Origin of the sequence: Edaphocola flava (assembly GCF_004118155.1) — a bacterium.
Lineage (GTDB): Bacteria > Bacteroidota > Bacteroidia > Chitinophagales > Chitinophagaceae > Edaphocola > Edaphocola flava.
On the sequence record NZ_SAIQ01000004.1, the window covers coordinates 292,601 to 318,916 of the forward strand.

The 26,316-nt window shown below is 44.1% G+C and carries 25 protein-coding genes; 14 read left to right on the forward strand and 11 right to left on the reverse strand.

From position 1 onward, the window contains the following. Positions 1-214: 214 nt before the first annotated feature. Positions 215-730, reverse strand: a complete 516-nt coding sequence (locus EMP01_RS13500) for a hypothetical protein (protein ID WP_237559541.1) — start codon at positions 728-730, stop codon at positions 215-217. A 445-nt stretch (positions 731-1,175) separates the two neighbouring features. Beyond that, the gene (locus EMP01_RS13505) at positions 1,176-1,874 is read right to left on the reverse strand and encodes a hypothetical protein (protein ID WP_129022081.1); all 699 of its coding nucleotides are present in this window, start codon (positions 1,872-1,874) and stop codon (positions 1,176-1,178) included. 705 nt (positions 1,875-2,579) lie between these two features. On the opposite strand from EMP01_RS13505, the gene EMP01_RS13510 reads away from it, so the two are divergent. The 10 genes from EMP01_RS13510 (at position 2,580) to EMP01_RS13555 (ending at position 11,046) form a co-directional block, all read left to right on the forward strand. Continuing rightward, positions 2,580-3,137, forward strand: coding sequence for a YdeI/OmpD-associated family protein (locus EMP01_RS13510; RefSeq protein WP_129022082.1), 558 nt, complete (start codon positions 2,580-2,582; stop codon positions 3,135-3,137). A gap of 12 nt (positions 3,138-3,149) precedes the next feature. Further along, positions 3,150-3,575: a DUF1801 domain-containing protein gene (locus tag EMP01_RS13515; RefSeq protein ID WP_129022083.1), complete on the forward strand. Its 426-nt coding sequence runs from the start codon at positions 3,150-3,152 to the stop codon at positions 3,573-3,575. A 4-nt stretch (positions 3,576-3,579) separates the two neighbouring features. Then, positions 3,580-3,999, forward strand: a complete 420-nt coding sequence (locus EMP01_RS13520; protein ID WP_237559542.1) for a DUF6157 family protein — start codon at positions 3,580-3,582, stop codon at positions 3,997-3,999. Between the two features lie 33 nt (positions 4,000-4,032). Beyond that, on the forward strand, positions 4,033-4,452 hold the full coding sequence (locus EMP01_RS13525; protein WP_129022084.1) for an SRPBCC domain-containing protein: 420 nt from the start codon (positions 4,033-4,035) through the stop codon (positions 4,450-4,452). A gap of 324 nt (positions 4,453-4,776) precedes the next feature. Further along, positions 4,777-5,160: a VOC family protein gene (locus EMP01_RS13530; protein WP_129022085.1), complete on the forward strand. Its 384-nt coding sequence runs from the start codon at positions 4,777-4,779 to the stop codon at positions 5,158-5,160. 91 nt (positions 5,161-5,251) lie between these two features. Further along, entirely contained in the window at positions 5,252-5,965 is a 714-nt protein-coding gene (locus EMP01_RS13535; RefSeq protein WP_129022086.1) for a DUF1003 domain-containing protein, read from the forward strand. 38 nt (positions 5,966-6,003) lie between these two features. Beyond that, positions 6,004-6,882: a bestrophin family protein gene (locus EMP01_RS13540; RefSeq protein WP_129022087.1), complete on the forward strand. Its 879-nt coding sequence runs from the start codon at positions 6,004-6,006 to the stop codon at positions 6,880-6,882. Positions 6,883-7,165: 283 nt separating this feature from the next. Then, positions 7,166-7,675 (forward strand): T9SS type A sorting domain-containing protein, encoded by a 510-nt coding sequence (locus EMP01_RS13545; RefSeq protein ID WP_129022088.1) that lies wholly within the window; start codon positions 7,166-7,168, stop codon positions 7,673-7,675. 33 nt (positions 7,676-7,708) lie between these two features. Beyond that, the gene (locus tag EMP01_RS13550) at positions 7,709-8,851 is read left to right on the forward strand and encodes a tail fiber domain-containing protein (RefSeq protein WP_129022089.1); all 1,143 of its coding nucleotides are present in this window, start codon (positions 7,709-7,711) and stop codon (positions 8,849-8,851) included. Between the two features lie 80 nt (positions 8,852-8,931). Further along, positions 8,932-11,046 carry a collagen-like domain-containing protein gene (locus EMP01_RS13555; RefSeq protein ID WP_129022090.1) on the forward strand — a complete coding sequence of 705 codons (2,115 nt, stop codon included), beginning with the start codon at positions 8,932-8,934 and terminating at the stop codon, positions 11,044-11,046. A gap of 466 nt (positions 11,047-11,512) precedes the next feature. On the opposite strand, the gene EMP01_RS13560 is transcribed toward EMP01_RS13555, so the two are convergent. The 3 genes from EMP01_RS13560 to EMP01_RS13570 all read right to left on the reverse strand — a co-directional run bounded on the left by EMP01_RS13560 (position 11,513) and on the right by EMP01_RS13570 (position 16,125). Next, on the reverse strand, positions 11,513-13,552 hold the full coding sequence (locus tag EMP01_RS13560; protein WP_129022091.1) for a BatA domain-containing protein: 2,040 nt from the start codon (positions 13,550-13,552) through the stop codon (positions 11,513-11,515). 13 nt (positions 13,553-13,565) lie between these two features. Further along, entirely contained in the window at positions 13,566-15,056 is a 1,491-nt protein-coding gene (locus tag EMP01_RS13565; protein ID WP_129022092.1) for an APC family permease, read from the reverse strand. Between the two features lie 85 nt (positions 15,057-15,141). Then, positions 15,142-16,125 (reverse strand): acyl transferase, encoded by a 984-nt coding sequence (locus tag EMP01_RS13570; RefSeq protein WP_202616079.1) that lies wholly within the window; start codon positions 16,123-16,125, stop codon positions 15,142-15,144. Between the two features lie 65 nt (positions 16,126-16,190). On the opposite strand from EMP01_RS13570, the gene EMP01_RS13575 reads away from it, so the two are divergent. Beyond that, positions 16,191-16,673, forward strand: a complete 483-nt coding sequence (locus tag EMP01_RS13575; protein WP_129022093.1) for a hypothetical protein — start codon at positions 16,191-16,193, stop codon at positions 16,671-16,673. 139 nt (positions 16,674-16,812) lie between these two features. Here EMP01_RS13575 and EMP01_RS13580 read toward each other — a convergent pair whose 3' ends face one another. Next, positions 16,813-19,428 carry a putative LPS assembly protein LptD gene (locus EMP01_RS13580; RefSeq protein ID WP_129022094.1) on the reverse strand — a complete coding sequence of 872 codons (2,616 nt, stop codon included), beginning with the start codon at positions 19,426-19,428 and terminating at the stop codon, positions 16,813-16,815. Between the two features lie 82 nt (positions 19,429-19,510). On the opposite strand from EMP01_RS13580, the gene EMP01_RS13585 reads away from it, so the two are divergent. Together EMP01_RS13585 and EMP01_RS13590 are read left to right on the forward strand one after the other, a co-directional pair. Continuing rightward, positions 19,511-20,443 (forward strand): N-acetylmuramoyl-L-alanine amidase family protein, encoded by a 933-nt coding sequence (locus tag EMP01_RS13585; RefSeq protein WP_129022095.1) that lies wholly within the window; start codon positions 19,511-19,513, stop codon positions 20,441-20,443. A gap of 52 nt (positions 20,444-20,495) precedes the next feature. After that, positions 20,496-20,819, forward strand: coding sequence for a cytochrome c (locus EMP01_RS13590; protein WP_129022096.1), 324 nt, complete (start codon positions 20,496-20,498; stop codon positions 20,817-20,819). 78 nt (positions 20,820-20,897) lie between these two features. Here EMP01_RS13590 and EMP01_RS13595 read toward each other — a convergent pair whose 3' ends face one another. The 3 genes from EMP01_RS13595 to EMP01_RS13605 all read right to left on the reverse strand — a co-directional run bounded on the left by EMP01_RS13595 (position 20,898) and on the right by EMP01_RS13605 (position 23,273). Further along, entirely contained in the window at positions 20,898-21,629 is a 732-nt protein-coding gene (locus tag EMP01_RS13595) for a DsbA family oxidoreductase (RefSeq protein WP_202616080.1), read from the reverse strand. A 106-nt stretch (positions 21,630-21,735) separates the two neighbouring features. Next, positions 21,736-22,368, reverse strand: a complete 633-nt coding sequence (locus EMP01_RS13600; protein WP_129022097.1) for an NAD(P)H-dependent oxidoreductase — start codon at positions 22,366-22,368, stop codon at positions 21,736-21,738. A gap of 20 nt (positions 22,369-22,388) precedes the next feature. Then, positions 22,389-23,273, reverse strand: coding sequence for an SDR family oxidoreductase (locus EMP01_RS13605; RefSeq protein WP_129022098.1), 885 nt, complete (start codon positions 23,271-23,273; stop codon positions 22,389-22,391). A 76-nt stretch (positions 23,274-23,349) separates the two neighbouring features. Between EMP01_RS13605 and EMP01_RS13610 the strand changes: the two genes are divergently transcribed. Then, on the forward strand, positions 23,350-23,799 hold the full coding sequence (locus EMP01_RS13610) for a winged helix-turn-helix transcriptional regulator (RefSeq protein ID WP_237559543.1): 450 nt from the start codon (positions 23,350-23,352) through the stop codon (positions 23,797-23,799). Between the two features lie 453 nt (positions 23,800-24,252). Here EMP01_RS13610 and EMP01_RS13615 read toward each other — a convergent pair whose 3' ends face one another. Together EMP01_RS13615 and EMP01_RS13620 are read right to left on the reverse strand one after the other, a co-directional pair. Then, positions 24,253-25,758 (reverse strand): GH3 family domain-containing protein, encoded by a 1,506-nt coding sequence (locus tag EMP01_RS13615; protein WP_129022099.1) that lies wholly within the window; start codon positions 25,756-25,758, stop codon positions 24,253-24,255. Between the two features lie 78 nt (positions 25,759-25,836). After that, complete coding sequence (locus EMP01_RS13620) at positions 25,837-26,262, reverse strand: acyl-CoA thioesterase (protein ID WP_129022100.1); 426 nt, start codon at positions 26,260-26,262, stop codon at positions 25,837-25,839. Positions 26,263-26,316: the final 54 nt, after the last annotated feature.

Sequence of the window (26,316 nt, forward strand, 5' to 3'; positions counted from 1 at the left end):
AAATAGATTCCATTACTTTTTCTTGAATAGTACCATCTTCAATAAGATGATGATGGGAAATAGAAATGCACAGGCAAATATTAAATACATGCTGTTCTGAATACTTAGCCTATGTCCAAACCTCGATATGATTACTATTACTACAAGTAAAAAGAGTAATAAACCAATGTTGAAAAAGACATTCTTTTTCTGTGCATGTTTACTCATTATTTTATCAATTTTTACAGTCTTCATAGCTACGTTTAGCAATTTTTAAACATGTAATGTAAGATGTGAGTGCATTGGCCACCTGAATACCAGTAGCGACTAGACCACCCCCGCTCCAACCTGTGGTTATTGCTGTCAACCATCCATAACCCATCGAACTCATGTAAGCTTCGTCACAATCTCCTACGGCATCTGCATACGCTTGTTCACATGTCTTACCTACAAACTTAATGGAATTAAGGAAACTAAATTTATCAATTGCTAAAGTTATTAGTTCTTGATCACTGAGAGCCCTGAGCTCACTGTGCTTTTCTCTAATACTGGTTACACGATTGTAACTGTCTTCATGTAAAGATATAATTGTATTTCCTTCTGCAATTCCAAACCGAAGAAATACAGTTTTCATGTCATTAAGTGATTCGCAATTTTGCAATGCCTCCTGTAAACCTAGAACATTAAGATCAGGATATTTTGTACTAATTTCTTTAATGGTAGCTTGTAATTTCTTTGCATTTCTATACACTTGTATAAAATCTTCATCATTCAGTAAAATACCACCAACATCTGCTGTTATAAGAGAAACTTTGGGTTTATTTGTTAATTCTTCTATTCCATGTTCTTATTTGCTGCATGATGATGCGGAAAAGCATAGAATGATAATGGCAGTAAGAGATAATTTGATTTTTTTCATAATTATTATTTTAGTTGAAAATTATCTTCGAAGAAATAATAATTTTTTAATAATGTAACAATATTGCACGTTAATGCATTGCAAATTGTCATGGCTAATTAATAATCAAATCAAGAGGAATAATAGAAGCCGAAAATTTTTACTGGTCTTTTATTCTAAGGAAGATAGCTTTATTATTTATTTCATGATGATTATTGAATGAGGATTGGTTCCGAAAAGAATATGATGATATGGATACTAAGTTTGCGTATTACCTATTGCCTACTGTATAGTAGTTTTATCGCTGTACCACCGTTACCGAGGCCACATCGCTCCACTGGCCGGCATGGCTATCGCCCATGCGGTATATGGCCTTGTACTGCCATACCTCTGGCTGTACGGGTAGTGGGTACTCGTCGGTGTAGTTGGGTATGGTATCTATAGCCAACCAGCCCCATGTGGTGCCACCATCGCGGCTTACCATCAGCTCCAGTGCGGTCATGCCGTTTTTCTTCCATACCACCTCCGGGTGGCCGCCTGCAGAGATCACTATACTAATCAGAGGCACCAGCTTATTGTTTTCAGTCTTAAGGACATCTGTGCCGATCAGGCCCAGGTTCTTGCCATCGGCCTCGGTATACTGGTAGTGATTCTTGATACGCTGAGCAATAGAGGACATTCTGCCAAAGATATCGAAGGCTGGTATAGAACTGGGCAAGCCCCCATAAGTAGGTATTTCGGGCAGGGCAGGAGTGGGCTGCCCTTTGTTCACCCCATCGCGCAGGGCATTTTTAAAAGCAGTAAACGATTTCTGAAAGGCTGCAAACTGATTTTTGAACTTGACCACCGATTCGAAATAAAAGGCCGCCTGCTGTGCATCGTTTCGCTCCTGATCTGTAATCATGTAGCGTGCGCTTACCTCCTGTAGTTTGGCAGCAAAGTTGTGCAGCCATAATGCTTTACCCTCGTCTGTAGTGGGGATGTAGTGTGTTTTCATTGTATTGATGTTTTATGGTTAAAAAAGATGTTTTTTGACTATTGCCAGGTTCCTATGAATCATTGCTAGTGTACTATCAATCATTGCTAGTGTACTATCAACTATTGCCAGGTTCCTATGAACCATTGCTAGTGTACTATCAACTATTGCTAGGGTACTAGGAGTCATTGCTAGTGTACTATCACCTATTGCCTGGGTCCTATGAATCATTGCTAGTGTACTATCACCTATTGCCAGGGTACTAGGAGTCATTGCTAGTGTACTATCAACTATTGCTAGTGTGCTAGGAACCATTGCCAGTGTCCTAGGAACCACTGCTAGTGTACTATGAACTATTGCTAGTGTACTAGGAATCATTGCTAGTATGCTATGAACCATTGCTAGTATACTATATGAGGAAAACGCGTATGTATATAATTGCTATTATGGCAAATTGACTAACTTCTGTACTGTTTTCAGACCTTGCAGGATCACTGGCCCATACTTTTGCTGGGGCCAAGCGTTTTTTCTTTTCTGGCTTTTGTGTTCCGAAGGCTAATAAAAATCGAGGAGTGCTATATTGATGCGAGTAATCCTGCGGAACATGCACGATAGAGTATATTAATACTTTTTCGCACTTTATTTAACCATTTCATCCCACAGGAATTAACCCACTTTTCCCAAAAAAATCTTATTTTTAAAGCACTAAACCTAAACTGACATCTGATGCATAATGCCCAATGGGAGCAGGAGGTAGAATACCTCCATAGCATTATCCGTAAAATGAATCTTGATGAGGCCATCAAGTGGGGGGCAACCATATATACCCACAAAGGCCGCAATGTGGTGGCCTGTGGCGGATTCAACAATTTCTTTTCCCTCTGGTTTTATGATGGTGTTTTCTTAAGCGATCCATACAAGGTACTGGTCAATGCATCTGAAGGTAAGACAAAGGCCCTGCGTCAATGGCGCTTTACCGGTAAAGACGAAATAGACGAGGCCAAAATTCAATCGTACATCCGCGAAGCAATCCGCAATGTAGACGAAGGCAAGACCTGGACACCGGAGCGTTCTGCAGAACTGGTCATTCCTGATGCATTGCAGGAGGCCCTGGATACGGATGCGGCGCTTAATGAAGCCTTTGCGGCACTGAGTTTGTACAAGCAAAAAGAATACGTAGAACATATTGAAACAGCCAAGCGGGATGCCACCCGCCTGAGCCGGCTGGAGAAGATTAAACCAATGATCCTGGAAGGCAAGGGATTGAATGACAAATACCGCTAACAGAGTATAGTTATGGCCAAAGCAAATAAAACTGTTTTTACAGAAGATAGCGTTACCGATTTTATAGAACAGGTAAGCGATGCGCAGCAGCGCAGCGATAGTTATGAACTGGTACGGCTGATGGAGCAATGCTCCGGAAAAGCGCCGCGCATGTGGGGCAGCAGCATTATCGGGTTTGGCGAGTACCACTATAAGTACGACAGCGGCCATGAAGGAGATGCACCGGTAATCGGTTTCTCTCCCCGCAAGGCAGCCCTGTCTGTTTATGTCTATTGCGATACCATACGCCAGCAGGAATTACTGAATGCACTGGGCAAATTCAAGATGGGCAAGGCCTGTATCTATGTAAAGAAGCTGGAGCATATAGACCAGGAAGTGCTCAAAGAAATGATTGCAGACACCTTACAGTTTATAGACCAGAAATACGGTATAAAATAGGGCAATGATGAAACAACATACGACTAACTATATCAACACATTTATAGAAGTAGCAGAAGATTGCCCCGTAATGCAGGCAGAGGTGCCGCCGCAGAAGGGAGACAAGCTGTCTATTGCCAATATGCAATATAATATGCTGCACGATCATCCGTACCGGTACAGTTCCGACGAAGTAATCTTCCAGTGCCATGCCTTTAAAAACGAACTGACCAATGATGAGTGGGACGATGCCCGTGAGCAGTTTTTCTCCAAAGGGCAGGCCTGCCTGCGGGCCTCGCCGCTGGCCAAGCGCTATGGCTTTGGCATTCATCATAACGAGGCGGGCAAGGTAGCCCTCTATGGCTGTGAGACAGAGGAGTATAAGCACTTCTGTGCCGATAAGCAGGTACAGAAGGTAAAAGCCATGCGTTCCAAAAGAGCATAACCGATTAACCAAAACACATAAAATTAAAACACTATGCACAATCCGATCCACGTAGAAGTACGCATTCCCGCTTCGCTGCAGCAAGTATGGGATGCCTTTACCCAGCCCGATGCCGTACAGCAATGGAATGCGGCAAGCGAAGACTGGCACTGCCCGGAAGCACGCAACGACCTTCGTGAAGGAGGTGACTTTAAATATGTAATGGCTGCACGGGATGGCAGCATGCAGTTCGATTTTGGTGGCACGTACACAGAAGTGAATCCGCATAAAACCATTGCTTATACAATGGGAGACGGCCGCAAGGTACATGTAGCCTTTAACGAACAGGGCAATGATACCGTAGTATCTGAACATTTCGAAGCAGAAGATATCAACGACCGTGATATGCAGCAGGCAGGCTGGCAGGCTATCCTGAACAATTTTAAACACTATGTTGTTAATCAGCAGCCATAAAATTAACTGAATATCTGCCTGTAGTTAACTATGTTATTCGTCCTGATCTGGCAATAAATGAACCAAAAGTGCTTGCATCTTTCTAAGGGCCTCTCGTCATTTCGAGCACAACATAGCGACGTCGAGAAATATCCTTTTATTGTTATGTATAAAAAGGAGATTTCTCCGCTCCGTTACACTATGGTCGATATGACAAAGCGGTACCTTTTGCATCAAGACAAAAGGTAGCAAATCTGAACAGTATAAATCAATATTCGTTTCCTTTAAAGCATACACAATTAAAATATTACATAACTATTATTAAAACCCTTTAAACACACAATTATGGCAGGCTACAACCCGGTACACTGGTTCGAAATCTATGTAGATGATATCAACCGTGCACGCAAATTCTATGAAACCGTTCTGGGCTATACCATGAACGAAATGGCTACACCAGGAGATATGGATATGAAAATGCTTGGCTTCCCTGGTGTGGAAGATGGTATGGGCACCTCTGGTGCCCTGGTACAAATGGAGCATGTAAAAGCAGGTGGTAACAGTACCCTGGTATACTTTGGCTGCAAAGACTGCTCGGTAGAGCAGGGTAGAGTAGAAGCAGCTGGTGGTAAAATACAGCAGCCTAAGTTCTCTATCGGGGAGTATGGTTTTTGTGCCATTTGCAGCGATACAGAAGGCAACTACTTCGGTCTGTACTCGATGGAGTAAGAGATGGAGTAAACAAAATTTACTTTTTATGATAAAGGCTATTACAGTAATGTGTAATAGCCTTTATATTTGTAACAGAATAAAACACATTATGGCCCAAACCTTTATCAGCGATATCTCCGGTGAATCGTATCCCGTTTCGGAAAGAGTGAATGCTCATGCTATCAGTGCCGGACTCTTAAACATGATTATAAAGGATAAGCCCCGGTTTAATGATCAGTCTTCGCTCTCCCTGAAAGAATTGAATGAGTACCGCATGCAGTACATCTCTTCCTATCTTTCCAAAGAGGTAAGTCATCTTACCGATATGGAGCAGAAGGTAATGCAGACACTGAATGATAATAGCATCATTACTAAAGAAGTGGATAGTCAGGAAGATACTTCAGGAGATACGGTTGGGCAAAGAGTGGCCGATAAAGTAGCCACCTTTGGCGGCAGCTGGACCTTTATTATAGCATTTGGAGTCTTCATTCTAATATGGATCGCGGCCAATGTATACCTGCTGGCCAATAAGGGTTTCGATCCTTATCCCTTCATCCTGCTGAACCTGATCCTGTCCTGCCTGGCATCTTTGCAGGCACCCGTGATCATGATGAGCCAGAACCGCCAGGAAGACAAAGACCGGCAGCGGGCCAAAAAGGACTATATGATCAACCTGAAAACGGAAATAGAGCTGCGCGCCCTGCACGAGAAGATCGATCACCTCATCATTCACCAGCAACAGGAACTGCTGGAGATACAGCGTATACAGATTGAAATGATGAATGATATCCTGGAAAAAATCGAACCGAAGGCAGAAAATTAAAGCCGCTGTTCCTTACTTTTGACAAAACAATTAAAACAATGTACATCTACGACAGCAAGACCTGGTTCGACTTTAAATTCTTACTCTCCAAGGCAGACACCTTGCGTAAGATGCTGCCGATACTCATCGCCATATTTATATACTGTGCCGTTCTGGGTTATCTGGAAATCGAAGTCTGGAAGCTATCCAGCAATAGCTGGATCAAGAACATAAACCTGATGCATACCACATTGGGCTTTGTAATCTCTTTACTGGTGGTATTCCGTACCAATACGGCTTATGACCGCTGGTGGGAGGGACGCAAACTCTGGGGCTCGCTGGTCAATAACAGCCGTAATTTTGCCATAAAGCTGGCTTCCGTACTGGACTCCAAGGATGAGGAGTACAGGTTGTTTTTCAGGAAGTATATACCGCTGTATGCAGAGTCTTTAAAGATACACCTGCAATCTGAAAGTACACGCTTAAGCCTTGATGTAAAAGAGCATCCGGAATTATATATACTGGAAAAGGATAAGCATATACCCAACCAGGTAGCACGCATACTTTCTCTTAAGGTGCAGCAGATGTATAAAGAAGGCATTCTTACCGATGCGCACATGATCAATTTAAACAACGAACTCTCTGCACTGACCGATATCTGCGGGGGCTGTGAGCGCATTAAGAACACACCTATTCCTTATTCCTACAGTTCATTTATCAAGCGCTTTATCATGATCTATGTGATAACCTTGCCGATCGGGTATGTATTTCAGCTGGGTTATTATGTAGCCCCGCTGGTTACCTTTATCGCGTATGTATTGGGTAGCCTGGAGCTGATTGCAGAAGAGATAGAAGATCCGTTTGGAGGAGATCCTAATGATCTGCCCTTGCAAAAGATCTGCAATAATATACAAAAGCATGTAGGGGAAATTCTTTAATATAATACATTTCCCTGATATATACTTCAGTGCCTGCTGCAAAGCGGGCACTTTTTTTATGCAAAATGCCCTGCTGCTGTGATTTTGAGCCGTTAGGCCCATGAAAAACGGGGATTTTTCCTCATACGGGAGCCCTGAAATATATAGACCTTTGAACTATAATTGAAAAGCGTGATTCTAATATAAAATTTATTGATAACTAACTTTAAACAATATAGATACTTCTATATATATAACCAATTTTCAACTATAGTAAACTATTCTCACTTTAAAAACAAAAATTATGAAATCAATTGTATTACTACTTGCCCTGGGCATGAGCGCTTATTGCTCCAGCGCCCAGAGCATCTCGCCCTCTACGCTTAATGCCACAGGGGGTAGTGCTGCCATCTCCGGTAACACGTACGAGTGGTCCATTGGTGAAATGACCCTGGTACATACCGCAACAGCTGGTTCGCTTACGGTCACACAGGGCCTCCTGCAACCCAAGGCATCACAGGTGGGTATCAATGATGTACCCTTATCCCTGGATCAGCTGAGCGTTTACCCAAATCCCACCGGTAGCTTCGTATACCTCGAAACCAAACTGAACGCTTCTGCAGAACTGCATTACAGCCTGTATGATGTATTGGGCAGATCCCTCATCATGCACAGCTACAAAATCCCTTCCGGTAAAGAAAAAATCATGATTGATCTGGCTCCTTATGCTGCAGGTAGTTACTACCTCAATGTGCAGGTACAGCAGCAGGGCAGTCAATACCGTAACAGTTTTGAAATCAAAAAAGTTCAGTAAGTCAAATCATTTCAATTATTAAAAACAAAAAACATGAAAAAGTTATTATTTATATCGCTTTGCATATGCGCCTCTATGGGTATTTCTTTTGCCCAAGTGCCAGATATGTTCAACTACCAGGGTGTTGCCCGTAACAATGCAGGAGCCGCTTTGGCTAATCAGTCTATCGGACTGAGGTTATCTATTCTTGATGCCTCCAACACAGTATTGTATTCCGAAACGCAGAGTGCGATGACGAATGCCTACGGCTTATTCAATGTACAGGTTGGTTCCGGTACTGTTGTGACGGGTACTATGTCTGCTGCAAATGGCCTCACCGGTGATCGCTTTATGAAAGTAGAAATGGATCCTGCGGGTGGTACCAGCTACGCAGATCTGGGTACGACTAAAATGCTGTCTGTACCCTATGCACAAGCAGCCAAAGGGGTACAAGCTACGTCTAACGGTGGTTATGGCCTGGTAGGTACTACAGCCAGCAGCTTATGGTGGGGCTTTTATGAAAATGGAGTATACCGTGGATACCTTGGTAGCTATGCCGGTAAAAACGAAGACGTAGACTTCGGTACCGGTGGTGGTAATACATTAGGTAGCCTGCACTTAACCATTGCTGCTGTGCCTAAACTGACTGTAGATTCTATCGGTAATGTAGGTATTGGTACACGTTTCCCTAAATACCGCTTCCAGGTAGATGGTGTGACCGGTACTTTTAATGATAATGGTATTCGTATTCAAAATACTACAGCCAGTACTGGATGGAGCTTTTATGCATCTTCTTCCGGCGATATGATTATCGGTAAAACCGGTAACCTGGGCACATTCAACGGTACAACTGGCGTATACACCAGCTTATCAGATGCCCGTCTCAAAACCAATATTCAAAGTATGGAATCTGTATTACCTAAATTAAAAACGCTGGATGCCAAACGCTACGAATATAAATTCAATAACCCTAACCATATAAAATCTATAGGCTTTCTGGCTCAGGATGTACAGACAGTATTCCCGGAACTGGTTATGGTCAATACTACCGGTGAGGGTAACCCTATGGTTGATAATCAGTTGACAATGGATTATTCCAGCCTGAGTGTTATTGCAATCAAAGCAATCCAGGAGCAACAAGCCATTATAGAAGAGCTGAAAAAAGAAATTGAAATCCTGAAATCAAAAATCAAATAGCAAAACCTGCAAGCAACCTTCGTCATGCGTTGCATTTCACTTAAAAACAATATTTACAATATTCTTAAAAAATCATCTGTATGAAAAAGTTAATACTAAGTATTGCCATAGCCTTTGCCGCCATCCAGGTGGGCACGGCTCAGGCACCACAAAAATTCAATTATCAGGGCGTAGCCCGCAATAATACCGGGGCTGCTCTGGCGAATCAATCTCTGGGATTGAGAATCAGTATCCTCGATGGCTCATCTTCTGGTACGGTCGTATACTCCGAAACACAGAGCGCTACTACCAATACCTATGGTTTATATAATATCTCGGTAGGTAATGGTACACCGGTTACCGGTACTATGGCTGCTGTAAACTGGGGCACCGGAGATAAGTATATGAAAGTAGAAATTGACCCTGCCGGTGGTACAAACTATACCAACCTGGGTGCTACACAATTATTGAGCGTACCTTTTGCCTTACACGCGGCTAATGGCGGCGTAGCTGGTCCAGCGGGACCACAAGGCCCTGCCGGTCCGGCTGGTCCTGTAGGCGCGACCGGTCCTAACGGTGCTACTGGTGCTCAGGGACCCGCTGGCCCTGCCGGCCCTCAGGGGCCAGTTGGCGCGACCGGTGCACAAGGTCCTGCCGGACCTGTAGGCGCTACCGGGGCGGCAGGTGCTACAGGAGCACAAGGCCCTGCGGGTCCTCAGGGTCCTGCGGGCAGTGCCAATATCAGTGGTACGACCAATACTTTAGTTAAGTTTACCGGAGCTACCACGGGAGGCAACTCTCAGTTGACAGATGATGGTACTTCAGTTGGTGTCAATACCGGTACACTCAGTCCGAATATCAAATTTCAGGTGACAGCCGGTGCTATCGGTAATGCCATGAGGGCTACGCTAACCGGTACGCCAGCAACCTCGATCGCTACTGCGGGTTCTGTATATGGTGAATCTACCACAGGTATCGGTGTAATCGGGGTCAGCGGATCTCAGAACGGAGTGTATGGTCTGTCTACAGGTACGCTTGGCGGTACAGTTGGTGTAGCCACCGGTACCGGTAATGGTATCTGGGGTGTGGCTACAGGTGCCGGTGTAGCCGGTTTCTTTGATGGTGGTACTACTGGTCGTGGTATCGTAGTATCTACCGGTGCTTCTGGCTTCGGTACCTCTACACCAAGTGGTAGATTGCATGTAATGCAACCGGCAACTCCGGTTCCGGCTATAGATACCTTCGCAGCCATCACTGGTTATTCTTATACTTCTCAGGCTTGTCTTAAAGCCGGTGTATTCGGTAACTACAACGGTAGTAACTATGGTGTCGGTGTTCAGGGTACCGGTTATAACGGAGTTAATAACCAGGATGCCAACACTATTTTCGGTGTAGGTAACCAGGATCTGGGCGTGTATGGTTCTGCCAACACCGCCGGTGTAATGGGAGCTTCTGTCGGAGGTATAGGTGTAGTTGGTTATAATAAAAATGCCAGCTTTGCTGCAACAACCGGTATTGGTAATACCTATGGTGTATATGGTAACGCACAAACTGTTGGTGGGGCTACAGTACCAACCGTACGCTATGGTGTGTATGGCTTCGCCAGCGGTGCAACGACTAACTATGCCGGTTATTTCTCCGGTAATGTACAGATCACGGGTTCTATTGCCAAAGGTAGTGGTACGTTCAAAATCGATCACCCTTTAGATCCTGAAAACAAATACCTGTACCATAGCTTTGTAGAAAGTCCGGATATGATGAACATCTACAACGGTAACATCACTACAGATGCCAATGGTTATGCAACAGTAAAACTGCCTGAATATTTTGAATCGCTGAACCAGGATTTCCGTTATCAGCTTACCGTAATTGGTGCTTTCGCACAGGCAATTGTTGCCCAGGAAGTGTCTGGTAATGAATTCAGAATCCAGACCAATCAGCCTGGTATTAAAGTGAGCTGGCAGGTAACCGGTGTGCGTCATGATAAATATGCCAATGCGCATCGTGTAGTACCTGAGGTAGAAAAAGAACCACAATTTAAAGGACGCTATCTGCATGCTGCAGAATGGGGTATGCCTGAAGATCGCAGCATAGATGCCATTACCCGTCCTAAAGATTATATGAACGCGGAGAAAACAGCAACTCCGGAACGTAAAGTGAGCATACCTGCTACTGAAAACACAGGAAAAGTTGGTGGTGCTATCTTGAAAAATTAAACACTAGAGTAGTATAAACCCAATGCACAGGGCCTCCGTTTTTCAGCGGAGGCCCTCTCTTTTATTACCCTTCGAGAATCTTAGGGTACGAAAATCCGGTTACTGAGGCTCCCGATGCACCATCCAAAATGGCTATAGCAGTGATAAAAATAATAAGCGATCAGCATGGTACAGATCACTCAAAATGGCCTTATAAATCCTGCGTTAATAAAATCATTGGCTCGGTCGATAAAGTCGGAAACCACGGTTTGAACGTAGTGAGTCTGGTTTGCGACCGACCGACATTTTGATTTTTAGCCAGGGATTTATACAGCCTTGATTTTTTGGCGGTACCTTTTGCATCAAGGCAAAAGGTACCAATAACGATAAATGGAACTAGAGCATAAAGGAAGTTTTTTGTTTGCTGAATGCGGATACCCAGTATAGTTTAATCATGTCGGCAATAATCAGCTGATTATTAGCTCATTTATGGTGTCACTTTCTTATGTTTTCTTCTGGCAATCAACAGATAAGTCTCGATACATAAACCGATCAAGGCCAGTACCACGCACCACTTCCAGAGGTCAATACTACCTGTTTTACCACCGCTGAATCCCGGACCTTTATGTTCATTCCAGTATACTGTAGCCGGTTTCAGCAGATTACTGATCTCCGCTTCTGTAGCCGGTTTCAAACGCGATTCCAGGATGTCATTATTGACCGCAATTAAAGTACTGTCTTTAACCTCATCGTTGGTCAGGCGGTAAAAACCTGTCTGGGTAATGACATTACCGGCATATACATTAGTACCATTTCCAAAAGGAGCCTGCGGGGGAACGGTTTCCTGTCCATTACCCTGTATACGAAACACACTGCGGTTGCGGGAATGTAAAGGCACAAATACAGGCTGACGATTATTGGCCGTAACCGCATAGATAGACTGTGCTCCGCTCTGCGCACACATTTTGTATAATATAGGCAGAAACAGGTTACTCAGCACAAAATTGCCGGCCTGCTCTTCCAGCGGACTCGCCAGCAGGTATAATCTTCCCTGACCAATGGTGTATTGCGCAAGAAAAGGATGGCCATTCTTCAGGCTCAAAATACTTTGCTGGCCGGCATTAAGACCGGCAGAAATAGGGTAGTGACGCAATACTGCCGGTAGCTGTACATTGGCCGGCATACTGGCAATCACATCCTTCAACAGGGCATGTTCCGATTGCACACTGCCGATCTGTGTTGCTGTAGTATCTTCTTTAGCCAGGCTGATGGGGGCCAGTGTACTTAATTGTGTATTGAAGGCCTGAATATCCCTGATATTTTTCGGGATAATAAGGAAGCTTAAACCATTATCCAGTCCCGTTTTCATTGCCTTTGCCGTACCAGCATCCAGACCGGAAATATGGTGCAGGATAACCAGGTTAAAGGCGCTCAGGTCCTGTGTGCCTATAGAACCGACCATTCCCTGTTGGGTTAGGAAGCCGTTCATCGGGCTCAAAGCTGCTGTGATATATGGACTGCTGCTGCCTTCTGTAAGATTCAGTACAGACAGGGTAGCATTGGTCTTTGCTGTAATGCGGAAGGTATCATCATAGTTTACCTGAGCATCTTTCAGCACCAGGGCTATTTTATGCCATCCCGGTGTATTAATCACCAGTGGTATGGTATCCAGTACGGTACTGTCATTGGGTACGGAAATGGTTTTTGCTGCCCTTACCTGGTTATCGACCAGTACCTGCATAGATACCTGCTGATCCTTATCGGCACTACCGGAACGGGCCACTTTTACGACCAGCGGATTTTCCTGGCGGGTATCAATTACCGGTTGCAGAAAGTATGCGGTATCAAAGTAAATGTTATTATGCTCGTCCAGCTCCACCGTTCTGAAATGGAAACGGGTACCGGATGTGGCTTTTACTGCAGCATCCCGCAGCAAAGTGCTGCGTTGCATATCTGAAAACAGGTAAGCATCTGCATTGGTAATATTATTGTCGGAAAGAATATTGTTCACCGCTGTTACAACCTGGCTCAGGCTGGTCGTGCGGGCACTGACCTGCAGTGCATCCAGTTTCTTTAACACCTCGGTCTGCGGTACAGGCCTGCTGGCATAAGGATTATCATTTGTGAGCAGGATAAAATCTTGTGTGGCATCGGACTGCTCTACCACTTTCTTTGCATCAGAAACGGCCTTCTGCAGCAAGGACAATTGCCCCTTATTACTGCTGATAGACATGCTCTGTGAATTGTCTACATACAATATGTTCAGATTGCTCTTACCGGCAGATGCATTTTTAAATAAAGGTTGTGCAAAAGCCAGTACCAGCGCAGCTACGAACAGGATGCGACTGAGCAACAGCAACCAGTTTTCGATAGTGGCACTGCGTTGTGAGGTAATCTTGATGGACTCCAGCAGACGGGTGTCCGGGAAATAAATCGTTTTGTACTTTCTGAAATTAAAGAGATGTATTATGATCGGTATGGCAATAGCCAGACCGGAGATCAGAAACAATGGAAACAGGAAGTTCATACTTATTCATTCATTAAGCCGTAGCTTGTTTTTCTTTACGCACCAACAGGTAATACACCGGAAGGCCGATCAGTACCACAATAATTCCAAATACACAGGTCTCCCATTTGGCAATCAGCAAGCCCAGTGCCATAGCACCTGCAAGAATAAAATACAATATAGGTATAAACGGATAACCAAACGCTTTATAAGGACGCTCCGCATCAGGTCTGCTCTTGCGCAGTCTGAAAATGCCGTATATAGTAATCATGTAAAAGATCAGTGTTACAAATACAACGTAATCCAGCAGTAAACCGTATTTACCACTCAGACATAATATTGATGTCCAGAAGCATTGTGCCCACAGGGCCCATTCCGGAACGGAATTTTTATTCAATCTGCCTGCTTGTTTGAAGAACAGGTTATCATTTGCCATTGTATAAAATACCCTCGCACCGGTCATGATCAGGCCATTATTACAGCCAAAGGTTGAAATCATAATCATTACCGCAATGACCAGCGCACCAATATTGCCAAAGATATTAAATGATGCAGCAGTGGCTACACGATCCTGTACGGCAAAGGCGATGCCACCGGAATTGGGTGCATAGATACCACCCGTCTCAGCTGGTGTCAATGGCAGAACGGCAACATACATCAGGTTGATGGTAATGTAAATAATCGTAACGATCAGGGTACCGAAGAACAGGCTCAGGCCCACATTTCGCTGCGGATTCTTGATCTCTCCTGCCAGGAAAGTTACATTTTCCCAGGCTACACTGCTGAATACAGATCCTACCATTGCAGAGGCTATCAATCCCAGTGCCGCAGACCAGCTGCCAACCTGGCTAAACAGGTTCCAGCCATTATCAGGATTGCCATTTACCGGCGTGGTGAACTTCATGCTCAGGCCTGTTGCCCAGTTTTCGTTCCAGATATCGGCTTTTGCAGCCAGCAGGAATCCGAAAATGATGAGGCCGAAAAGAGATAATAATTTTGCAGAAGTAAATATTGTCTGGATGAATTTCCCTTCTTTAACCCCACGGCTGTTGACCCAGGTCAGGAAGATGACAAGGGCAATAGACACAAGCTGTGCGGGATATAGTTTAAACTGATCGCCGATAGTAAAGAGAATATTGGCATCTTTCATCTCCAGTGCCGGGATGAAATAGCCGGCAAACTTACTGAAGGCCACACCCACCGCAGCGATAGTACCGGTCTGGATTACGGTAAAAAAACTCCAGCCGTATAAGAAACCGGTCAGCGAATTGTACGCTTCTTTTAAGAACACATACTGTCCGCCAGCTTTGGGAAACATGGAAGATAACTCCCCATAAGAGATCGCCGCAAAAACCGTCATCAGACCGGTAATGAGCCAGATCAGCATCAGCCATCCGGCGCTGCCTAAATTACGGACCATATCGGCACTGACAATAAATATACCTGATCCGATCATAGATCCGGCAACAATCAGTATGCCGTCGGTAAGGGTTAAGCTGCGTTTTAATCCGGTGGTCTGCTCCATTAATGTGGTTTTCGGTTTTTAAAGTGCCAAAGTATTAAAAATATTACATTTGAATGCCTATTCTGTGAAATTTTATCGCTGATTATCAGATCACCATCAGGCTGCAACCCCTTAGTGCTGCATGATCGCGACGCCCCAGTACCTCAAAGGTATCGTCTCTGTGAATCTTGGCAATATCTTCTGTGGCAATAAAAGCACAGGAGTCGATATTGGCCAGGTCAATAATGTTTAAACAACCGCTGCCATAGGCATAGGTCTCCAGTGGATCAGATTCGTCCCGCAGCAAAACCTTCATGGTACGATCGCAGGAAAACAGCCCGTTTGCAGGGGCATAAGCCTGGGAGAGCAATTCGCTCATACCATATTCAGAATGTACACCTGGCAATTGCCACTGCTGTTGCAGGTAAGCATGTACCTCCATACGGGTCCATTCTTCTTTCCTGCCCTTCATGCCCCCGGTTTCCATCACGATTACATGCGACAGGTCCATAGGGTAGGCCTCTGCAAAATCAAGCAGGGCAAAGGTTACGCCAATCAATATAATTTTCTTGTCCCGGTGTTTTTGCAACACGATGGCCAGCTGCTCAAATTCATTAAGGTAAAATCCGCTGTCTTCATTTGCACTCATCTGTACCAGGTCATTCACCATATATACCAGTGAGGAGTGCTTCCGCTCCAGGTAGGAGGGCAGCAGCCCGATCACGATATAATCCTCTACATTGCCGTAAAAATACGCAAAGGCACTCCTGTAGGCATATTCATAATACTTCGGATGGACAATGTGGTGCCTGCTGGGAATCATACCGGTTGTGCCACTGCTTTCAAAAAGCAATTCAGGCTCCTGTGTTCCGGTAAGTACCGTATGACTTTTAAAAAATGATATGGGCAGAAAAGGGATATCTGTAAGATAACGTACCGCTTCTGCATTTATATGTATGGCATCAGTATAAGCACGATACAATGGATTGTGTTCGTATTGATAATGAAAGAGTGCAATTGCTCTTTCTTCAAAGTTATGATGGTCAATTGTTTCCAACCAGTGCAGATCAGGAACTGTATTTGCTGCCATGATTTTAATTGTGTATATTTGAGTGCAATAATACTACATTTGGATTTAGTAAATCGCGTTATCCTATGTCACCATATCTTAAAATTACCGCAGCCGCCCTTATTACCGGACTTGCTTTTGCATCCTGTTCCAAGGATGATAATGTTAGCTATCCGGATACACCGGAGTTGACTTACCGTTCTATGAATACCGGAGAGGTAAGTTATAATGATACTACCCGCTGGATCATGAATTATGATTTTGTCGATGGTGACGGAGATATGGGAACAGACTATACCGATTCCAAACTGGCTGTAACCATTACCAATCTGACCACAGGAGCGATTTATAATTATCCGTTCCCCTATGTACCCACAGAAGCCCGCTTTGGTAAAAAATACCTGAAGGGTAGCGGTACCGTATCTTTTGCTAAAAATGTGTTCTTCGTTCCCCGTGCGGATTCTGTGCATATGCTGCGCGATACCTTCCGCTTTGAAATGTATGTAACCGATAATGCCGGTAATAAGAGCAATGTAATTTCTACACCTCCTGTATATGTAAGTCCTTAAATGTTCTGAAATAACGATATAAACAATGCCCTGCTGAAACAAGATCAGCAGGGCATTGTTGTATGAGTATGTTGTAATGAAGTTTGGAGCAGAAGGCTTGAGTATATTCGAATTGCTGGAGCTGCCTTATAAATCAGTTTTAATAATTATCCTGGTAAGCCCTCCTGCGCACCAGCTTCAGGTCTTGCAGTACAGAGGATTTTACATTGATGGTAAAGTTGTAATTGCGGTATATACCAAAAGGTACAATATTCAGCATCATCTGCCAGCAGTGCAGATCGCGGGTTACATTGATGGTAGTATAACCGATCGATTTACTGTAGAAGTCATAACCGGATGTGATGTTCAGCATCATCTTAGGCGTAAAGCGTATGCTACCGGTAAAGGAAAGGTTTGGGGTAATGATAATCGTATCCTTACCAGTAACCAGGTTCTTTCTCAGGTAGTTTAAAGAAGAGTTGATACTGATATTCCAGGGAATATTGAAATCGTAGTAATCATTGATTCCGTTATTTCTCAGCAGCAATTGCGCCTCTTCGCCCTTACGGCCCTCTTCGGCATCATTATCCTTCTTACTTTTATCACCGCCCTGGTAGTTGAAGCCCAGTCCGACACCCAATGTACGCAATTGTGCCAGCGGCCCTCCTGTGTTGATCAGAAATTCTTTAGAGCGGTAACCGTTTACAAATCTGTATGCATCGAACTGCCCGTTCAAAGTCAGGTCCAGGTGTTTAGCCACATTGGTTCTGGCATTGAGGTTGATCGCGCTCAGGTTATTTGAATCGGCAAAGAAATTATAATTGGCATTCAGTCCGAAACCATCCAGGATGGAGACAATACGGGTAGCTCCGGTGTCTTTACCGCGCACCTTCATCTGCAGGGTATTATTGATAGAAATACCGGCAGACCCGACAGGATATGGGTTGGTCGGGTAACCGACATTGCCCGGAGATATAGAATATGGCGACAATGCTGTGGAGTAACCATACTGATCTACGTAATTATAAAAATAGTTGAACGGCCTATTGGAAAAGCCCGGGGTATAATTAAAGTTCAATGCTGGAGTGATCACATGTCGAATACCTGCAATACTACCTTTACGGAACATCTTTACCCCATAAATACGGGTACTGATGCTGGAGGTAACACTGAAGTCACGCGTAGCATAGAAGCCCATATTGATCGCTGTATCATCTTTACGCGCGACGGGATTCCAGGTGCGGATCAGCTGTTTGGTATTCCAATATTCATTATACGGAACATTTACACTGAAATTAAAGAAACGAAAAATATTATATGCAGCTCCCAGGCTGAAGGAGTGCTTGATGCCGCTGCTAAAATCAGACCATTTGATGTTATTCAGGCTGAAGGTAGAATCGACAAAATCGTAACGGTTTTGCGCAGCGACCATATAGGTTCCCGATATTTTCTCATACCACTTTGGCGTACCCACTGCATTCTTTCGCTGGAATGGAGTAATCTGCGATACATTGAAAGTAATGTCCGGGAGGGTAATAGACCCCTGTCCGGTATTGGTACTCTGGTTATGGCGTAAGGCCATAGATAAGGCATAAGGCTTTCCGATCCAGGACTTGCTGTAGGCAATGGAAGTGTTGTACTGGTTGTTCAGTACCATACCGGAAGTCATCCCGTTTACGCGGTTATAGCCGCCGGTACCGAATTCTACCTTCGCATTAAAGCTGGCACCCGGCATAGACCTTGGGTCAACCTGGTGTGTCCAGTCTATACGAAAATCATTTTGCTCTGTTTTACCAATATCATAAGGCTCCCCGAAAATACTCTTACTGTAGTTGACATTGAGGCTACCGTTATACTTATATCGTTTGGTATAGTTTGTAGAGCCGTATACACCGTAACTTCCTTTAGAGAAGATGTCGAATTGTATAGTGGCACCGATATAATCATTGATGTCAAAATAATACCCGATACGTTGCAGACCCAGACCACGGTTCTGTTCCATCGTATAGGTGGGCAGTATGAAACCTGATTTTTGCTTGGGGTTGATCGGGAATATCCCGAATGGAAACATTAATGGAGTAGGGATGTCTGCAATCTGCAGATTAGCCGGTCCGGAAGCAATTACTTTATTCGGAATAGCCTTGATCTTTTTGGCATAAATGCCATAGTGCGGGTGATCCAGGTTACAGGTGGTGTACGTATTTTTATACCCGTAAATTGACTGATCTGGATTACGCTTCACCTGCTGGCTGATCATAAATGCATCGCCATAGGTAGAGCGGGCATTGCGCACAATAGCTCTTTTACTTTTGAAATTATACTTTAAAGAATCGTACTGAAACTTTTCTGAGCCCTGTATAAATTCCTGGTCAGAAGTTTTCAGTCCTGCTGTATCATAAGTAGGATAGGCGCTGACCACATTACTTTTCTGGTCAAACTCAACCACACCGGATTTCAGCTCTACATCTTTCTGGTTGATCTGCGCATTGCCATACAGGAAGAATATATTCTTCTCCATATCCATAATAGCCGAATCCTTAGCTACAGAAACAACTTCATCTTCAGGTGCGTCTTTGGAAATTTTGATGCCCAGCTGCTTTTCTTTGGCTTCTTTGGTCATGGCCGGAACTTTAGCAGTGGTGTCACTTTGCTCCGTTGCCGGTTCCACATCCGTATCAGGAACCTGTGCCCATATAACACAAGGGCTCAGTAAGAGCACAAGGAGCAGGAGCAGGTGACGGAATGGGCGGGTTATGTTAACGGATTCTATATGCATTGGAAAAACTTCGCAAAAATAGTATTTCTTTAATAGCAAAATTGCTTTAAATATTTTTAATTCCCTTAACCTTCGATTATATTTGCAGTCTTACCTAAAAGTATTGTACGATCAGGAACTGAAAACAATAACAGAAATCAGTATTCCGTTAGATAACGTTATGGACATGATGAAAAGTATAGCCCGACTGTTTTTAATATTGATAGTGGTAGGATGCGCACAGCAAGCCCTGGCGCAGAAAGTAGTGAGTAAAGTAGTATTGGATGCCGGCCACGGAGGCAAAGATCCGGGAGCAATCGGCAGCTTTTCCAAAGAGAAAGATATTGCACTGGGTATTACCCTTAAGGTGCGTGATATACTCAACAGAGAAATGCCGCAGCTGAAGACTATCCTGACGCGTGATGCAGACTTCTTTGTAGAACTGAAAGGCAGACATGAAATTGCCAATAAGGCCAATGCTGATCTGTTTATTTCTATACACGTAAACTCTACCGCAGGTACGCGCAGCCGAGTGCAGTCCGGTACCCGTCGTGTAAAGCAGGGCCGCAAGTATGTGACCGTGCCGGTATACAAGACTATTGTAAACCGTGCGACCAGCGTAAGTGGTACAGAGACTTATGTACTGGGTCTTTCCCGCAATTCTCAAAAAGAAAAAGCAATTGGTGAATACAGTGAAACTGTTTCTGATGAGCCTGGTCTGATGGATGAAAATGATCCGACAACAGCCATCATCATTGCGCAATACTCACAGGCATTCCTGGGTAGAAGTGTAACCCTGGGCAGTAAAGTACAGCAGAATTTTGGCAAGCTGGGTCGCGGCAACTTTGGTGTAAAACAGAAATCACTGGAAGTACTGGCCGGAAGTGCCATGCCGGGTGTACTGATTGAGGTAGGTTTTATTAATAATGCAGAGGAAGAGGCTTATCTGAATTCCCCTGCCGGGCAGGATGCGCTGGCCAGAGCCATTGCAACTGCTATCATCGATTACAAACTTGAGCTGGAACGCAAGAAATAATTTTCTGTTCTCCTAAAAACGCTTACTTTAGTGTCATTAATCAGTAAAAAAAATGAAGAAATTAGCGGTTCTTACAGTATTAGGATTAACGATCACCATGATCAATTGCTCCCCGAAGAAAGCAGCCACTCCCGCAACAACAGCGGCAATGACCAAAGAAACAGCGCAGAAACAATATACAGCAGATCAGCTGGCCTCCGGTCAGCAATTATATGCTTCTAATTGTGGCACCTGTCATAAATTATTTAAAACGGAAGCGTTTACCGATGTTAAATGGCATGGTATTCTGAACCGTATGATTCCTAAAACAGAGGTATCTGCAGCAGATGCAGCCCTGATCCGCGCTTATGTAATCGCGAATGCAGCAGCTCAGTAATCAGTAAAAAGAATAAAAAAGATAAGCGCAGTAACCTATTGGGTCGCTGCGCTTTTTATATATGGGTAAATCAAAGGCTTAATCACAGTTGCCATCGATATCGCAGGACGGGCCTTGTTGTACCTGTAACACCGTAGCCTGTTGCTTGCTGCTCCATTCCTGGTGGGCCTGCTCCAGTGTCTGGGCAAAAGCAGGAACCGGTTGTGCGCCGGATATAGCATATTTACGATCAAATACGAAGAAGGGAACACCCTGTACACCAATCTGCTGCGCTTCCAGTACATCCTGTGTTACTGCAGCAGCATACTGATCTTCACTTAGTGCCAGTGCTACAGCTCCGGCATCTAAACCGATAGAAAGAGCAATAGAACTGATGGTTTCCGTATCAGAAACATTTTTACCTTCTGTAAAGTATGCTTTAAACAATGCTTCCTCTGCAGCATCACCCAGGCCTTTTGTTTTGGCCAGTTGTATGAGGCGGTGTGCCTTAAAAGAATTGGTCATATAGGTATGATCGAAATCATAATCCAGGCCAGCCTGTTGCGCCATTTGCGCCACCTGCGCATGCATCTTTTCTGATTCTGCCAGGCTAAATCCTTTACGTTCTGCCAGGTATGCATATACATTTGCTTTATCTCCGGCATCTTCTTCTGTAGACGGGTCCAGCTGAAAGCTTTTCCATACCAGTTCTATATCATCTTTATGGGCAAATTGCTCCAGGGCTGCTTCATAATGGCGTTTGCCGATATAACAGAAAGGGCACATGATATCGCTCCATACTTCGACTTTCATCTTTTGTTGTGCTTGCATATTATAATTGATTTGTGCAGGTATCCTGCAGGAAACAAATAAGGACTCCCTACTGGCTTTATCCGGTAGAAGAGTCCCTTGTAAGTATTAAACAACAATCTTAAAATTAATCCAGAATCGTCAGGAATTCTTCTTTAGGCGTACGCACTTTTTTCAGGTTTACCAACCAGTCATTAGCGGCATCTCTGTATCCTAGAGTAAGAATAGTCGTACTTCTCAGACCTTTTTCACGCAGACCCAGTAACTCATCCAGCTGATCAGCTACGAAACCTTCCATTGGCGTAGCGTCAACTTTCAGTTCTGCGGCAGCAGCAATAGCCATACCGAAACCAATATAAGACTGACGAGCTGCGTGGTCGAAGTTTACTTCTGCAGGACGTGGAGTGTACATGGCGATCAGGTTGTTTTTATAATCAGCAACCGCCTCTTCCGGCATATTGCGTTCAGTTACCATGCGTGTGAATACAGTGCTGATGCGCTCTTCAGTATAATTATCCCATGCGGCAAATACCAGTACGTGAGATGCATCTGTGATCTGGCTTTGGTTGTACGCGATCGGTTTGATTTTTTCTTTCAGTTCCTCGTTAGAGATCACGAATACCTGGAATGGTTGCAGACCGGATGAGGTAGGCGCCAGATAAGCTGCTTCCAGGATCTGGTCAACCAGGTTCTGATCTACTTTTTCACCATTCATTTTTTTAGTGGCATATCGCCAGTTCAGGGCACTTAATAATTCCATTGTTTGAATTTTTTTGTTTTTTATTTTGAGTATGCTTGTTGAATAAATGTTTGTACTGATTGTGGCTGACGGCCCAGTAATTGAACCAGGTCATCGGACTGCTGATCAAATTCGGTGTTGGCAATCGCCTGACCGAACATAGACAGCATGGCTGTAATCTCATCCGGCAAGCCGGCTTCTTTCATAGTGGTGATGTAGTCATTGACGTCCGGAGACACGTATTGTACCGGCGCACCGATAGCTGTTGCAATTATTGTTCCAATTTCTTCAAAGCTTATCTGTTCAGCTCCGTTCAGCTCATAAATCTTGTTTTCATGCAGTTCCGGTTGAGACAGAATGTTCGCTGCAGCTGCCGCAAAGTCGGTTCTGGCGACAAAAGCTGTCTTACCTGAGCCCGCAGGCAGGTAAACCGTTTTGGTCTCTGCCACTTGTGCACCCAGGAATAAAGCTACTACTTCGGCATACAGGTTATGCCTTAGTAACGTAAACTTCATACCCGATGCTTTGATCAGGTTCTCAGTATGTACATGCGTACCCACAACCGGGTAGAGTGGTGCGGTAGCAGACTCATCTTTTCTTACCGTACTGGTATATAATATATGCTGAACACCTGCCTCTTTGGCAGCATTGATTACATTCTCGTGTTGTTGCGCGCGGGCAAGTATATCATTTCCGGAAACAAAGTATAATACCTCAATTCCCTGAAAAGCCTGAACAAGGCTTTGATAATCATCATAACTTCCTTGTTGTACATTGATGCCTTGACGGACAAATGCTTTAACGGTTTCATTTTCCGGGTTACGGACCAGTACACTGATGTCGGCAGCTGGTTGCTTTGCTTTTAGCTGGCGCACCACTTCGCTTCCCAATCCGCCGGTAGCCCCGGTAATCATTATTTTCTTCATTATGAATTCAATGTGATTTTTTGATTAATAAAGTATATTTACTTACTTTTGGTAAGTCAAAGGTAAATGGTAACTTTTGTTCCAACAAGAAGGCACGGAAAAGTTTTATACTTACCTGGACGAAACTAATATTGATAATCAAATAGTTATGATTGGAAATAATCCAAAAAAAATCCATATCCCGGAGCATTGCCCGGTGCGTAATGTATTTGATCGCTTCGGAGATAAGTGGTCTGTGCTTATTTTAATGCTATTAGATACTACCCCTTCTATGCGTTTTAATGAATTGCATAAGGGTATAGAAATGATCTCTCAGAAAATGTTGACGGTAACGCTGAAGACCCTGGAGGCCGACGGACTGGTGAAACGGACTATGTACCCGCAGATACCGCCCCGTGTAGAATACGAACTGACGGAGCGGGCTAAAACATTACTGCCACATATTCACAACCTTATTGACTGGTCTAAAGAACATATGGCAGATATAGAGGAGTCCCGTAAAGTATACCAGGAGCAGTTGGCTTAATAATACAGACTGACTATCAGAATGTAGTCAACTCTATTTTATTCGTCCTTTTGTCTGGCAACAAAAGGACCAAAAATGCCTTTGTTTTCATCAAGGCGATTGCAAGGCACCGCCATTTTATACCGTTGCGTGCATTGATCGTCTGAGCTTAACGTGTGATGCTTTCGGTGCTCAACGATCGCATCTCCACTCCAAAATGGCTATCGCTGTGATGAAAACAACAAGCGATCCGTACAGAACAGATCGCTCCAAAATGCCTTATATATCTGACATTAAAAAAACATTGACTTGATCGATAAAATCGAGTGCAGCGAATTTTGGTTTGCGGCCGACCGACAGTGACTTTTGTGGTATCTTTTGTATCAAGGCCTAAAGTAACAACAGAGATATAGAGATATATTGACAATTTAAATCATAATGCTAAACTTTGTTTCCTTTAAGCAAATACTCAGTTTAAACAATAATACTGCTGGCTGAAAGTTGTGCTGCCAGCTCATAATTATTGCTCAGGCGCGGCAGTTTGTGCTGCCCTCCGAGTTTGCCGATGCTTTTCATATACTGCTGGAATGCATTTCCGGGCAGGAAACGCACGCGGGAGGCCTGTAATTGATGCTCCACAATAAGGTTATCATAAGCCTTGTTCTGCATGCGCAGCATATGATCTATAGTGACTTCAAATGCACTTGTCTCCATATCTGATAAAGGAGCATCCGCTGCAATAAGCCATTCATAATAGGGTGCACCTTCAGACTGGGTTTGAGGGGCTACAATAAAGTCTACCACCCTCAACTGGTGCTGATTTGTAGCGGCCAGCATGGCCCGCTCAACATCGTGACTGATCACCTGCTCTCCGAACAGGGAGATGTAATGTTTAACCCTGCCTTTTACAATAATGCGGTACGGATCCAGGCTTACAAATTGTACAATATCGCCCATATTATAGCCCCACAGGCCAGCATTGCTGCTGATGATGAGCACATATTTCTGACCCAATTCCACATCCTGCAGGCGCAGTCTTCTGGGTTGGTCTTTATGAATTTCTGATATAGGTATAAATTCGTAGAATATCCCGGAATTAGTATTGAGTAACATTCCATCTGCCTGCACCGAATCCTGGAAGGCAAAGAACCCTTCCGAGGTAGGATAGGTCTCCAGGGTATCAATATCAAAGCCCACGCATTCTTTAAGTCTGCTGCGGTATACATCAAAATTGGCACCACTGTGTATGAGCACCTGAAGGCTTGGAAAAAGGTGTTTGATATTATGTTTCTGACTATGCTCCAGCAGCCAGTCCAGGTACATCTGTATCCAGGTTGGCATACCACTGATCAGCGTCAGATCCTTATTCATGGTTTCTGCAACAATACGCGCCAGCTTATCTTCCCAGTTTTCGATACAGTTTGTCTCGTAAGAAGGAAACTGGTTATTGCGCATATACGCCGGCACATGGTGGTTGATGATGCCACTTAACCTTCCTGTAGGAATGCCGGCAAAGCGTTCCAGCGTTGGCGGATCGGAAAGGAAGATCATATTTCCGTTTGCAAAATCGGCATTGCGGGAGGTGGCCATATAACTGAGCAGTACATTACGCGCAGAGTTGACCTGGTTATGAATCGATTCCCGGCTGATGGGAATATATTTTACGGTATTGGTCGTGCCGGAAGTCTTGGCGAAGTATAGGGGTCGTCCTTTCCAGAGTACATTACTTTTGCCTTCCTTGATATGCTCCAGGTAAGGCTTGAGCATATCATAAGTATGTACAGGTATAGCCTGGCTATAGGCATCGTATTGTTGTACTTCTCTGAGCCTGTGGTCGTTGCCGAACTGGGTGAAAGAACCGTGTTTGAGCAGGTCTTTGAAAATGCGTTCCTGGTCCTGCACGGCTGTTCTCATTTCCTTCTGGATCTTCTTATGAACAATCGCCGCATAGGGTTTGGCAAAAAAGGACTTTATCTTCATTGTCAATGAATTATAGAGGACAGTGAAGTTACTTAATTACAGCCTAAAAGAAAAGCCAATTTTAGTTTTTATTCCTGGTTACACCTGCTCATCTATATTGAAAAATGGTGCTAATCTTTCCTTTAATACTTCTGGTAACTTAGTTTTTTTGCGGGTCACCGGGTCAAAGAAAGCCAGGGTTACGGAACCTTTATTGATCAGCTTACCGGCCTCATTGTATAATTCAGAATGAAAGGTTACAAAATAGCTGTCCGGCAATTCTTTAAGGATTGTTTTTACGGTGATAAGATCATCATAATAAGCAGGACGCAGGTATTCAGATTGCATAGAAACGACTGGCATAATCGTGCCCTGTTCTTCCAGTTCTTTATAGGTAAACCCAAGGCTGCGCATAGCATCGCCACGGCCTTGTTCATAATATAATGCATAGTACCCGTAATACAGGTAACCCATCTGGTCGGTCTCTCCGTAGCGTACTCTTATTTTAGTCTCGTGTGTAAACATAAACTGGAGGAAAAGAAAACCCTTTGGGCTGTTATCCAAAGGGTTTGTATTATA

What these genes read in the sequence shown, in the direction of transcription:
- EMP01_RS13505 (WP_129022081.1), bottom strand. Translation starts at nt 1,874, where the DNA reads ATGAAAACACACTACATCCCCACTACAGACGAGGGTAAAGCATTATGG.
- EMP01_RS13510 (WP_129022082.1), top strand. Translation starts at nt 2,580, where the DNA reads ATGCATAATGCCCAATGGGAGCAGGAGGTAGAATACCTCCATAGCATT.
- EMP01_RS13515 (WP_129022083.1), top strand. Translation starts at nt 3,150, where the DNA reads ATGGCCAAAGCAAATAAAACTGTTTTTACAGAAGATAGCGTTACCGAT.
- EMP01_RS13520 (WP_237559542.1), top strand. Translation starts at nt 3,580, where the DNA reads ATGATGAAACAACATACGACTAACTATATCAACACATTTATAGAAGTA.
- EMP01_RS13525 (WP_129022084.1), top strand. Translation starts at nt 4,033, where the DNA reads ATGCACAATCCGATCCACGTAGAAGTACGCATTCCCGCTTCGCTGCAG.
- EMP01_RS13530 (WP_129022085.1), top strand. Translation starts at nt 4,777, where the DNA reads ATGGCAGGCTACAACCCGGTACACTGGTTCGAAATCTATGTAGATGAT.
- EMP01_RS13535 (WP_129022086.1), top strand. Translation starts at nt 5,252, where the DNA reads ATGGCCCAAACCTTTATCAGCGATATCTCCGGTGAATCGTATCCCGTT.
- EMP01_RS13540 (WP_129022087.1), top strand. Translation starts at nt 6,004, where the DNA reads ATGTACATCTACGACAGCAAGACCTGGTTCGACTTTAAATTCTTACTC.
- EMP01_RS13545 (WP_129022088.1), top strand. Translation starts at nt 7,166, where the DNA reads ATGAAATCAATTGTATTACTACTTGCCCTGGGCATGAGCGCTTATTGC.
- EMP01_RS13550 (WP_129022089.1), top strand. Translation starts at nt 7,709, where the DNA reads ATGAAAAAGTTATTATTTATATCGCTTTGCATATGCGCCTCTATGGGT.
- EMP01_RS13555 (WP_129022090.1), top strand. Translation starts at nt 8,932, where the DNA reads ATGAAAAAGTTAATACTAAGTATTGCCATAGCCTTTGCCGCCATCCAG.
- EMP01_RS13560 (WP_129022091.1), bottom strand. Translation starts at nt 13,552, where the DNA reads ATGAACTTCCTGTTTCCATTGTTTCTGATCTCCGGTCTGGCTATTGCC.
- EMP01_RS13565 (WP_129022092.1), bottom strand. Translation starts at nt 15,056, where the DNA reads ATGGAGCAGACCACCGGATTAAAACGCAGCTTAACCCTTACCGACGGC.
- EMP01_RS13570 (WP_202616079.1), bottom strand. Translation starts at nt 16,125, where the DNA reads ATGGCAGCAAATACAGTTCCTGATCTGCACTGGTTGGAAACAATTGAC.
- EMP01_RS13575 (WP_129022093.1), top strand. Translation starts at nt 16,191, where the DNA reads ATGTCACCATATCTTAAAATTACCGCAGCCGCCCTTATTACCGGACTT.
- EMP01_RS13580 (WP_129022094.1), bottom strand. Translation starts at nt 19,428, where the DNA reads ATGCATATAGAATCCGTTAACATAACCCGCCCATTCCGTCACCTGCTC.
- EMP01_RS13590 (WP_129022096.1), top strand. Translation starts at nt 20,496, where the DNA reads ATGAAGAAATTAGCGGTTCTTACAGTATTAGGATTAACGATCACCATG.
- EMP01_RS13595 (WP_202616080.1), bottom strand. Translation starts at nt 21,629, where the DNA reads ATGCAAGCACAACAAAAGATGAAAGTCGAAGTATGGAGCGATATCATG.
- EMP01_RS13600 (WP_129022097.1), bottom strand. Translation starts at nt 22,368, where the DNA reads ATGGAATTATTAAGTGCCCTGAACTGGCGATATGCCACTAAAAAAATG.
- EMP01_RS13605 (WP_129022098.1), bottom strand. Translation starts at nt 23,273, where the DNA reads ATGAAGAAAATAATGATTACCGGGGCTACCGGCGGATTGGGAAGCGAA.
- EMP01_RS13615 (WP_129022099.1), bottom strand. Translation starts at nt 25,758, where the DNA reads ATGAAGATAAAGTCCTTTTTTGCCAAACCCTATGCGGCGATTGTTCAT.
- EMP01_RS13620 (WP_129022100.1), bottom strand. Translation starts at nt 26,262, where the DNA reads ATGTTTACACACGAGACTAAAATAAGAGTACGCTACGGAGAGACCGAC.